This is a genomic window from Pseudohaliea sp., from assembly GCF_054552115.1.
On the sequence record NZ_JBTOLW010000028.1, the window covers coordinates 45,363 to 54,064 of the forward strand.

Sequence of the window (8,702 nt, forward strand, 5' to 3'; positions counted from 1 at the left end):
GCGCGGGAAAGCCTACGAGTCTCCGCGCCGCGCCTTTGCGAAGGCCGCGGCCATGGCGCCGCCACCGGCGGGCTGCTGCCGCCGCTTGTCGCCGGCCTTGCCGCTCTTGCTGCCCTTTCCCTGCCTGCCCCGACCACTGTCGTGCCGGTCGCCGCGGCGCCCGCGACCGCCCCGGGGACTGTCTGCGGCGGCCTTGCCCTCTTCGGCATCGGCGGCGTTGTCGGAGAGACGCATGGTCAGGCTGATGCGCTTGCGCGGGGCGTCCACGGCGAGCACCTTCACGGTGACGATGTCACCGGCCCTGACCACGCTGTGCGGGTCCTTGATGAAGCGGTCAGCGAGGCGGGAGATGTGCACGAGGCCGTCCTGGTGCACGCCGATATCCACAAAGGCCCCGAAGTTGGTGACGTTGGTCACCGTGCCCTCGAGCACCATGTCCGGGACGAGGTCCGCCATCGTCTGCACGTCGTCGCGGAGCTTCGCGGTCTGGAAGGCCGGCCGCGGGTCCCGGCCCGGCTTTTCCAGCTCGGCGATGATGTCGCGCACGGTCGGCAGGCCGCGTTCGGCGGTGACGAAGGCCGTCGCTTCCAGGCCCTTCAGGAAGGCGCTGTCGCCGATCACCGCGCTGAGCGACCGGCCCGCGCTGGCGGCGATGGCCTCGGCGACGGGGTAGGACTCCGGGTGCACGGCGGAGGCGTCCAGCGGGTTCTCGCCGCCGTTCACCCGGAGGAAGCCCGCGGCCTGTTCGAAGGTGCGGGCGCCGAAGCGCGGCACGGCCAGCAGTGCCTGCCGGCTGGCGAAGGCACCGTGGCCGTCGCGGTGGGCAACGATGGCCGCCGCCAGGCTCGCGGACAGGCCGGCAACCCGGGTGAGCAGGGCCGCCGAGGCCATGTTCACGTCCACGCCCACGGCATTCACGCAGTCTTCCACCACCGCGTCGAGCTGCCGGGCCAGCGCGACCTGGCTGACGTCGTGCTGGTACTGGCCCACGCCGATGGCCTTGGGCTCGATCTTCACCAGCTCGGCCAGCGGGTCCTGCAGGCGCCGGGCGATGGAGACGGCACCGCGGAAGGTCACGTCGAGGTCGGGAAACTCCTCGGCTGCCAGCTGTGAGGCGGAGTAGACGGAGGCCCCGGCCTCCGACACGGTGACCCGCGTGGCCGCGAGGGCCGGCTCCGCCCCCAGCAGGCGGCCGACAAAGGCGTCTGTTTCCCGGCTGGCGGTGCCGTTGCCGATAGCGATGAGCTCCACGCCGTGGCGCCGGGCCAGCGCCGCCACGGTGGCCGCGGCCTCCGCTTCCCGCTTCTGCGGCGCGTGCGGGAAGATCGTGGCGTGGTCCACGAGCTTGCCGGTGCCGTCGACGACGGCCACCTTCACGCCGGTCCTGAGGCCCGGGTCGAGCCCCATGGTCGGCCGCGGCCCGGCGGGCGCGGCCAGCAGCAGGTCCTTGAGGTTGCGGGCGAACACGGCGATCGCCTCGGTCTCTGCGCGTTCGCGCAGGTCGCCGAGGAGGTCCGTCTGCAGGCGAGTGAGCAGCTTGACGCGCCAGGTCCAGCGCAGCGTCGTGCCCAGCCAGCCGTCGGCGGCGCGGCCCTCGTCCTTCACCGCCCAGTGATCGGCAAGCATCGCTTCGCAGGGGTGGGCGTCGCCCGCTTTCTCTTCCGGGTCCATGACCAGCGCCAGTTGCAGGAAGCCGGCGTTGCGGCCGCGGAACATGGCCAGGGCACGGTGCGAGGGGACGCCGGCGAGGGGTTCACAGTGCTCGAAATAGTCGCGGAACTTGGCCGCCTCGGTGTCCTCGGCCGCCCCGGGTGCGGCGGCGGAGCGCAGCAGGGCGTTGTCGGCGAGAAAGGCGCGCAGCCGCGCGACCAGGTCCGCATCCTCGGACCAGCGTTCCATGAGAATCTGCCTGGCGCCGTCCAGGGCGTCGTCGGCGCTGGCGATGCCGGCGTCGGCGTTGAGGTAGGCCGCCGCGGCGGCCGCGGGCTCCTGCGCCGGGTCCTGCCAGAGGGCCTCCGCCAGCGGCTCGAGGCCGGCCTCGCGCGCGATCTGCGCCTTGGTGCGCCGCTTCGGCTTGTAGGGCAGGTACAGGTCCTCGAGGCGGCCCTTGCTGTCGGCGGCCCGCAGCTGCGCCTCCAGGGCCTCGGTGAGCTTGCCCTGCTCGCGGATCGAGTCGAGGATCGTCTCGCGGCGCGCCTCGAGTTCCGCGAGGTAGCGGTGCCGCTCCTCCAGCTCGCGCAGCTGACTGTCGTCGAGACCGCCGGTCACCTCCTTGCGGTAGCGGGCGATGAAGGGGACGGTGGCGCCGTCCTCGAGGAGGGCGAGCGTGGCGCTCACCTGGGCTTCGCGAACGGATAGCTCCGTCGCCAGGCGCTGGGCGATGGTCATGGGCGCTCCTGGAAAACTGGGAAAGGGGTGTTGAGCGGGGCGGCTGCTCAGGGCGTGCGCTGGAACTGGCTGACGGCCTCGAGCAGCTGGCGGCAGGTGATCTGGCCGATGAGCCTGCCGTTCTCGACCACCGGGCGCCGGCGCTTGTTCTTGATCAGCATGTCCTGGGCGACATCGACGATATCCTCGTCGGGGTGGGCCACGACGAGGTTGTCCTTCGCCATCACGTCGGCCACCCGGCCCGGGTCGGACTCGGTATAGGCCGCGCCCAGGATGGCGCGCAGGCAGTCCAGCTCCGAGAGGATGCCGACCAGCTGCCCCGCTTCGTCGACCACGCAAAGCCCGGAAATCTTGTTGTCCACGATCACCTGCATGGCCTCGCGGATCGTGGCGTCGCTCCTGACGGTGGCCGGGTGGCGCAGCATGTAGTCACGCAGGCTGACGGAGCGGAGCATGGCGGTTTCCTGTGTCGCTGGCGATGCAGTTCGAGCTGGCTGCGGAGTATAAACGGGCCCGCCATGGACGGGCCAGCACCGGGGCGCAGGGGACGGGAAGGGTCAGTGGTCGCGGCCGTGGGGGCGTTCGTAGTCCAGCGCCGGCCCCGCGGGCACCACCCCCGTCGGGTTGATGGTGGGGTGTGAGCGGTAGTAGTGCCCCTTGATGTGTGTGAAATCCACGGTCCCGGCAATACCCGGGAGCTGGTAGAGCTCGCGCAGGTAGCCGGGCAGGTGCGCGAACTCCTCGAGGCGCTGCCGGTTGCACTTGAAGTGCCCGTGGTACACCGCGTCGAAGCGCACCAGGGTTGTGAACAGGCGCACGTCCGCTTCCGTGAAGCGGTCACCGGCGAGGAAGCGGTGCTCGGCCAGGTGGGCATCAATGGCATCGAGCTCCGCGAACAGTTCGCCGAAGGCCTCCTCGTAGGCGGCCTGGGTGGTGGCGAAGCCGGCCCGGTAGACACCGTTGTTCACCCGCGGGTAGATGCGTGCATTCCATTCGTCGATGGCGGCGCGCAGGTCCTCCGGGCAGAGGTCCAGCGTGCTGCCGGTGAGGCCGTCGAAGGCCGTGTTCAGCATGCGGATAATGTCCGCGGACTCGTTGCTGACGACTGTCGCGCGTTCCCGGTCCCAGAGCACCGGTACCGTGACCCGGCCGGTGTAGTCCGCCCGCGCTGCCGTGTAGACCTCGTGCATGAAGGTGCGGCCGCCGACCCGGTCACCGGTAGAGCCCTCTGCCTCGTCGAAGGTCCAGCCGTTTTCCAGCATGAGGGGGCTGACTACCGAGACATCGATGAGATCCTCCAGCCCCTTCAGGGCACGGACGATCAGGGTCCGGTGCGCCCAGGGACAGGCGAGGGACACATACAGGTGGTAGCGCCCCGGCGCAGCGGCGAAGCCGCCTTCGCCATCGGGGCCGGGCGCCCCGTCTGCCGTGACCCAGCGGCGGAAGCGGGCATCCTCGCGCTCGAAGCGCCCGCCGCTCTTCTTTGTGTCGTACCAGCGGTCGTGCCACCGGCCGTCGATCAGTAGTCCCATCGGGCAGCTCCCCTGTCGTGTTGATACCTGTCCTGACTGAGCGCCACAGTAAGTTCTATTTTATGAATCGAAAAGCGCAAAAATACGGCTAATTTATTCTAAATAGTAGAAATTATGCGGTCCGTAGCAGCTCGGCAAGGCGTGCCAGGGCCGGGCCGGCGCTGGCGCTGTCGGAGCGGGCCAGCTGCAGTGTCACCGGGCGCCGGCTGCCGCGCTCCAGGGGCAGCTCCCGCAGCCTGCCGGCCTCGAGCTGCGGCGCGATGCGGGTGAGGGGCAGCCACGCGAAACCGAGGCCGCGGCAGATCATGTCCACGGAGGTGGCGAGCTGGGTGACGGTCCAGCGCTGCTCCGCGCCGAGCCAGCCGGCGTCCGTGCGCGGGCCGCGGGCGGAGTCGCGCACGACGATCTGCCTGTGCCCGGCGAGGTCGCGGAAGTCCAGGGGGCGGTTCAGGGCGTGTAGCGGATGCGAGGGGTGGGCGACGGCCACGAACTCCGTGTCGAGCACGCGCTCGCCGAGGACGCCCTCCGGCAGCTGCTGTGCCACGAGGAGGTCGACCTCGCCCGCCTTGAGCAGCTCGGCGCCCCCGGAGAGCACGGTTTCGCGCAGCTCGACGCGCGTGTGCGGGTACTCGCGGGCGAGCGTGGCGAGACTGTCGGCGAGGCAGCCGCTGGGGAAGACCCCGTCGACGGCAATGCGCAGCTCCGCCTCGACGCCCGTGGAAAGCCCGTCGGCGACCGCCTCCAGCGCGTCCGCCTGGTCGAGCAGCTGTTCCGCGCGTTTCAGGATGAGGCGCCCGGCGTCCGTGAGCACGGCCTTGCGCCCGACCACCTCGAAAAGCGGCAGGCCGAGGTGGTCCTGCAGCTTGTGCACCGCGTGATTGATGCTCGACTGGCTCTTGTGAATGGCCCTGGCGGCCTGGGCGAAGCCGCCGTGGTCGACCACGGCGCGGAGCATGCGCCACTGCTCGAGTGTTGCCTTGCTCACCCTGATGTCCTCTAAGTTCGAATATTTGGGCCGATATTTTGCGCTTTTCTACCGATAATATCGACCTTATGCTCAGGTCATTACGAACAGGGAGGCGCATCATCATGCCAAGACAGGTCACAGCGCTTCGGCGTGCCCAGGCTACCAGCGACGGTGCCGGTGTCGCCATCCAGCGGGTGGCGGGCTTCGGCGACGCCGCACTCGACCCGTTGCTCATGCTCGACGAACTGCGCTCCGAGCACCGCGAGGACTTCGCCGCCGGCTTTCCGCCGCACCCGCATCGGGGTATGCAAACGCTGACTTACATGAAGCACGGCGGTATCGCGCACGAGGACAGCCAGGGCAACCGCGGCGAGATCCGCGACGGCGGCCTGCAGTGGATGTCCGCCGGGCGCGGTATCATCCACGCCGAGATGCCGACCCAGGACAGCGCGGGCCTGCATGGCTTCCAGCTCTGGGTAAACCTGCCGGCGGCAGAGAAGCTCGGAGCGCCGCGCTACCGTGATATCGAGAGGGCAGCGCTGCCCCGGCTCGCGGGCGAGGGCTTCGAGGCCGCGCTGCTGGCCGGAGACTGGTGCCTCGGTGGTGTGAGCGGTAGCGGCGCGCTGGAGGAGCTGTCCCCGCAGGCGTCCCTTGCGGACCTCTCCCTCGCCCCCGGTGCGACGGTCACCGTGACCAGCGAGGCGGGCGAGAACGTCGTTGCCTATCTCTACGAGGGCGAGCTGGCCGGTATCGGGCCCGAGGGCGTTTCCCGGGGTCACCTGCTGGTGGCGGCCGGCGACGGTGGCTGGCCCCTGGAGGCGGGTCCCGCGGGCGCGGGGCTACTGGTGCTGCGCGGTCGCCCGCTCCGGGAGCCCGTCGTCCATTACGGCCCCTTCGTCATGAACACCCGGGAGGAAATCGAGCAGGCCCTCGCCCAGTACCGGGATGGCACCTTCCTCGACTGATTGCGCCTCGACTGATCGCGCCCCAACGGGGCGCGCCTGCACGCGCCCATAGCGAAGTGGTATCCTTGCGCGCTTCGACGACGGGCAGGAACAGGCGGCATGAAGCGCGCAGGCATCGCGGCACTGGCACTGGCCCTGGGGGCCTGCGCGGGCACCGGGAGCAAAGCGCCCGCCGGTGACACGGTCACCGCCTGCACGGCGCCGCGTCCGCAGGTCTGCACCATGGTGTACGACCCGGTCTGCGCCACGCTGATCGCCGGCGGCCGCGCCGACTACGCATCGCCCTGTAACGCCTGCGCGGATGACGCCGTCGCCGCCTGGGCGCCGGGGGCCTGCGAGGACGGCGGCAGCGCCGGCGGCCGCTGATGGCCTGCCCTCAAGCCTGCCACCGGCCGGTGGCGCCGATGTTCGCAGGAGACCCGCCTTGAGTCTGACCAACCGAATCCTTCTCGCCATGGTCGCCGGGGTCCTCGTCGGCTCCCTGCTCAACCTGCTCGTGGGCAGCGGGGCCACGCCGGAGATCGTCCGCGAAGGCATCAGCACCTACCTCGTGAACGGGCTTTTCGACGTGGTGGGCCGTGTCTTCGTCGCTTCCCTGCAGCTGCTGGTGGTGCCACTGGTGCTGGTATCGCTGATCTGCGGCGCGAGTTCCCTCGGTGACAGCGCGCGCATGGGGCCCATTGCCGGCAAGACCGTGCTCTTCTACCTGTGCACCACGGCGGTCGCGGTGACGACCGCCCTGTTCGTGGCGGTGGTGGTGGAGCCGGGTTCCGGCGTCAGCCTGGATACCAGCGCCACCTTCGAACCCACCGAGCCGCCGCCGCTCAAGGACGTGATCGTCAACATCTTCCCGTCGAACCCCATAGCGGCCATGGCCGAGGGCGAGATGCTGCAGATCATCGTCTTCGCCCTGCTTTTCGGCTATGCGATTTCCCATGCGGGAGAGGCCGGACGCCGCATCGCGGCCTTCTTCAGCGACCTCGAGGCCGTGGTCATGCGCATGGTGGGCATCCTCATGGGCCTTGCGCCCTACGGCGTGTTCGCGCTCCTCGGCATGCTTTTCGCCGACATGGGGCTTTCGGCCATCGCCGATCTCGCCAAGTACTTCTTCACCCTGCTGGCGGTGCTGCTGTTCCACGGGCTCGTGGTCTACAGCCTCATTCTAAAGTTACTCGCCCGGCGCTCCCCGGCCATGCTCCTGAACAAGATGCGCTCGGTCTGGGCCTTTGCCTTCAGCACCGCCTCCTCGGGAGCGACACTGCCGATCACCCTGCGTACCGTCGAGAAGCGCCTCGGCGTGAACAATTCCGTTGCGGGCTTCACCGTGCCGCTGGGCGCTACCATCAACATGGACGGCACCGCGATCATGCAGGGCGTGGCCACGGTGTTCATCGCCGAGGTCTACGGCTTCGACCTCAGCCTGACGGCCTATCTCACGGTGATCCTCACGGCGACGCTCGCCTCCATCGGTACCGCTGCGGTACCGGGCGTCGGGCTGATCACCCTGGCCATGGTGCTCAAGCAGGCGGGCCTCCCCGTGGAGGGCATCGGCCTTATCATCGGCATCGACCGGCTCCTCGACATGGTCCGCACGGCGGTCAACGTCACCGGGGACGCCACCGTGTCCGTGGTGGTGGCGAGTTCCGAGGGCCAGCTGGACGAGCATGTGTACATGGACCCGAACGCGGACCGCTACCCGGACCGTGACGAGGGAACAACGGAACGGGAGGTCGCGTGAGCATCAAGGTATCCATCGTCCCGGTAACGCCCTACCAGCAGAACTGCTCCCTGCTGAAATGCGAGGAGACGGGCCGCGGCGCGCTGTTCGACCCTGGCGGCGACCGCGAGCGCATCCTCGCTGCCGTGGACCAGCTGGGTGTGGAACTGGAAAAGATCATTCTGACCCACGCCCACATGGATCACTGCGCCCTCGCCGGCGAGCTCCGGGAGGAACTGGGGCTGCCCATCGAGGGGCCGGGCCGGGGCGATGATTTCTGGCTCGAGAAGCTGCCCGAGTGGTGCCAGATGGCGGGCTTTCCCCGGGCCGAGGCCTTCGAGCCGGACCGCTGGCTGGAAGACGGTGACCGGGTGACGGTCGGCGCCCAGGAACTGGAAGTGCTGCACTGCCCGGGCCACACCCCGGGCCACGTCGTGCTCTTCCACCGCGGCCAGCGCCTGGCCTGGGTCGGGGACGTGCTCTTCCAGGGCTCCATCGGCCGCACGGATTTCCCCCGCGGCAACCACGACCAGCTCATCAGCAGCATCCGCGACAAGCTCTTCCCGCTCGGTGACGACGTGACCTTCATCCCCGGCCATGGCCCCACCTCGACCCTCGGGCACGAGCGCCAGAGCAACCCCTTTGTCGCCGACCCCCGCTATGGCTGACGAGCAAGGTACCGCCGACGAGCGGGCCGCCGAGCTGCGTGCCGCCTACCTTGGCCAGACGGCGCGCATTCCCTGGGAGGACCTCGCCGTGCACTTTGCCGGCGGCCGCGTGATCCGTGTCGCGCCGGCCCTGGATCTGGTGGAGGTGGCGGTGCAGCTGGGTCTCGATAACGTCGCCCGGTTCCAGGCCTGGACCGAGGCGGGCGAGGTGCGCCCGGCCACGGACGACGACGCGCGGGACTGGGAAGCGACGGGCGCTACGCTCTGGGCCGTGGTCGCCGCACCCTGGGTGCTGGTGCAGCCGCTTGCGGAAGAACCCGCTTGAGACACGCCTTTTAACAGGCCCTTCGTGTAGCAGGCCCTTCGTGTAACAGGCCCTTTCTGGCTTGCCGGGGCGGATGGTGGGGGGTACCCCCAGTCGCTCCCCGATACACGCTTGGTGGGGGCACCCCCCACCATCCGCCC

9 protein-coding genes are annotated in these 8,702 nt (G+C 69.6%); 5 read left to right on the forward strand and 4 right to left on the reverse strand.

Annotation, left to right across the window (positions count from 1 at the left end):
* Window positions 1–12: 12 nt before the first annotated feature.
* From ACX93N_RS13010 to ACX93N_RS13025, 4 genes are all read right to left on the reverse strand, one after another.
* On the reverse strand, window positions 13–2,388 hold the full coding sequence (locus ACX93N_RS13010) for a Tex family protein (protein ID WP_459428862.1): 2,376 nt from the start codon (window positions 2,386–2,388) through the stop codon (window positions 13–15).
* A gap of 47 nt (window positions 2,389–2,435) precedes the next feature.
* The gene (locus ACX93N_RS13015; RefSeq protein WP_459428863.1) at window positions 2,436–2,843 is read right to left on the reverse strand and encodes a CBS domain-containing protein; all 408 of its coding nucleotides are present in this window, start codon (window positions 2,841–2,843) and stop codon (window positions 2,436–2,438) included.
* Window positions 2,844–2,945: 102 nt separating this feature from the next.
* Window positions 2,946–3,920 (reverse strand): glutathione S-transferase family protein, encoded by a 975-nt coding sequence (locus ACX93N_RS13020; protein ID WP_459428864.1) that lies wholly within the window; start codon window positions 3,918–3,920, stop codon window positions 2,946–2,948.
* Window positions 3,921–4,032: 112 nt separating this feature from the next.
* Window positions 4,033–4,905 carry a LysR family transcriptional regulator gene (locus ACX93N_RS13025; protein WP_459428865.1) on the reverse strand — a complete coding sequence of 291 codons (873 nt, stop codon included), beginning with the start codon at window positions 4,903–4,905 and terminating at the stop codon, window positions 4,033–4,035.
* 104 nt (window positions 4,906–5,009) lie between these two features.
* On the opposite strand from ACX93N_RS13025, the gene ACX93N_RS13030 reads away from it, so the two are divergent.
* The 5 genes from ACX93N_RS13030 (at window position 5,010) to ACX93N_RS13050 (ending at window position 8,562) form a co-directional block, all read left to right on the forward strand.
* Window positions 5,010–5,852 carry a pirin family protein gene (locus tag ACX93N_RS13030; protein WP_459428866.1) on the forward strand — a complete coding sequence of 281 codons (843 nt, stop codon included), beginning with the start codon at window positions 5,010–5,012 and terminating at the stop codon, window positions 5,850–5,852.
* 99 nt (window positions 5,853–5,951) lie between these two features.
* Window positions 5,952–6,218: a hypothetical protein gene (locus ACX93N_RS13035; RefSeq protein ID WP_459428867.1), complete on the forward strand. Its 267-nt coding sequence runs from the start codon at window positions 5,952–5,954 to the stop codon at window positions 6,216–6,218.
* Between the two features lie 58 nt (window positions 6,219–6,276).
* The gene (locus tag ACX93N_RS13040; protein ID WP_459428868.1) at window positions 6,277–7,590 is read left to right on the forward strand and encodes a dicarboxylate/amino acid:cation symporter; all 1,314 of its coding nucleotides are present in this window, start codon (window positions 6,277–6,279) and stop codon (window positions 7,588–7,590) included.
* Window positions 7,587–8,237, forward strand: coding sequence for an MBL fold metallo-hydrolase (locus ACX93N_RS13045; RefSeq protein ID WP_459428869.1), 651 nt, complete (start codon window positions 7,587–7,589; stop codon window positions 8,235–8,237). Before ACX93N_RS13040 ends, ACX93N_RS13045 begins: the two co-directional genes overlap by 4 nt.
* Window positions 8,230–8,562: a DUF2288 domain-containing protein gene (locus tag ACX93N_RS13050; RefSeq protein ID WP_459428870.1), complete on the forward strand. Its 333-nt coding sequence runs from the start codon at window positions 8,230–8,232 to the stop codon at window positions 8,560–8,562. Before ACX93N_RS13045 ends, ACX93N_RS13050 begins: the two co-directional genes overlap by 8 nt.
* Window positions 8,563–8,702: the final 140 nt, after the last annotated feature.

Bases quoted from the DNA above. Each gene is read 5' to 3' on its own strand.
- ACX93N_RS13010 (WP_459428862.1), bottom strand. From the start codon at position 2,388: ATGACCATCGCCCAGCGCCTGGCGACGGAGCTATCCGTTCGCGAAGCC.
- ACX93N_RS13015 (WP_459428863.1), bottom strand. From the start codon at position 2,843: ATGCTCCGCTCCGTCAGCCTGCGTGACTACATGCTGCGCCACCCGGCC.
- ACX93N_RS13020 (WP_459428864.1), bottom strand. From the start codon at position 3,920: ATGGGACTACTGATCGACGGCCGGTGGCACGACCGCTGGTACGACACA.
- ACX93N_RS13030 (WP_459428866.1), top strand. From the start codon at position 5,010: ATGCCAAGACAGGTCACAGCGCTTCGGCGTGCCCAGGCTACCAGCGAC.
- ACX93N_RS13035 (WP_459428867.1), top strand. From the start codon at position 5,952: ATGAAGCGCGCAGGCATCGCGGCACTGGCACTGGCCCTGGGGGCCTGC.
- ACX93N_RS13050 (WP_459428870.1), top strand. From the start codon at position 8,230: ATGGCTGACGAGCAAGGTACCGCCGACGAGCGGGCCGCCGAGCTGCGT.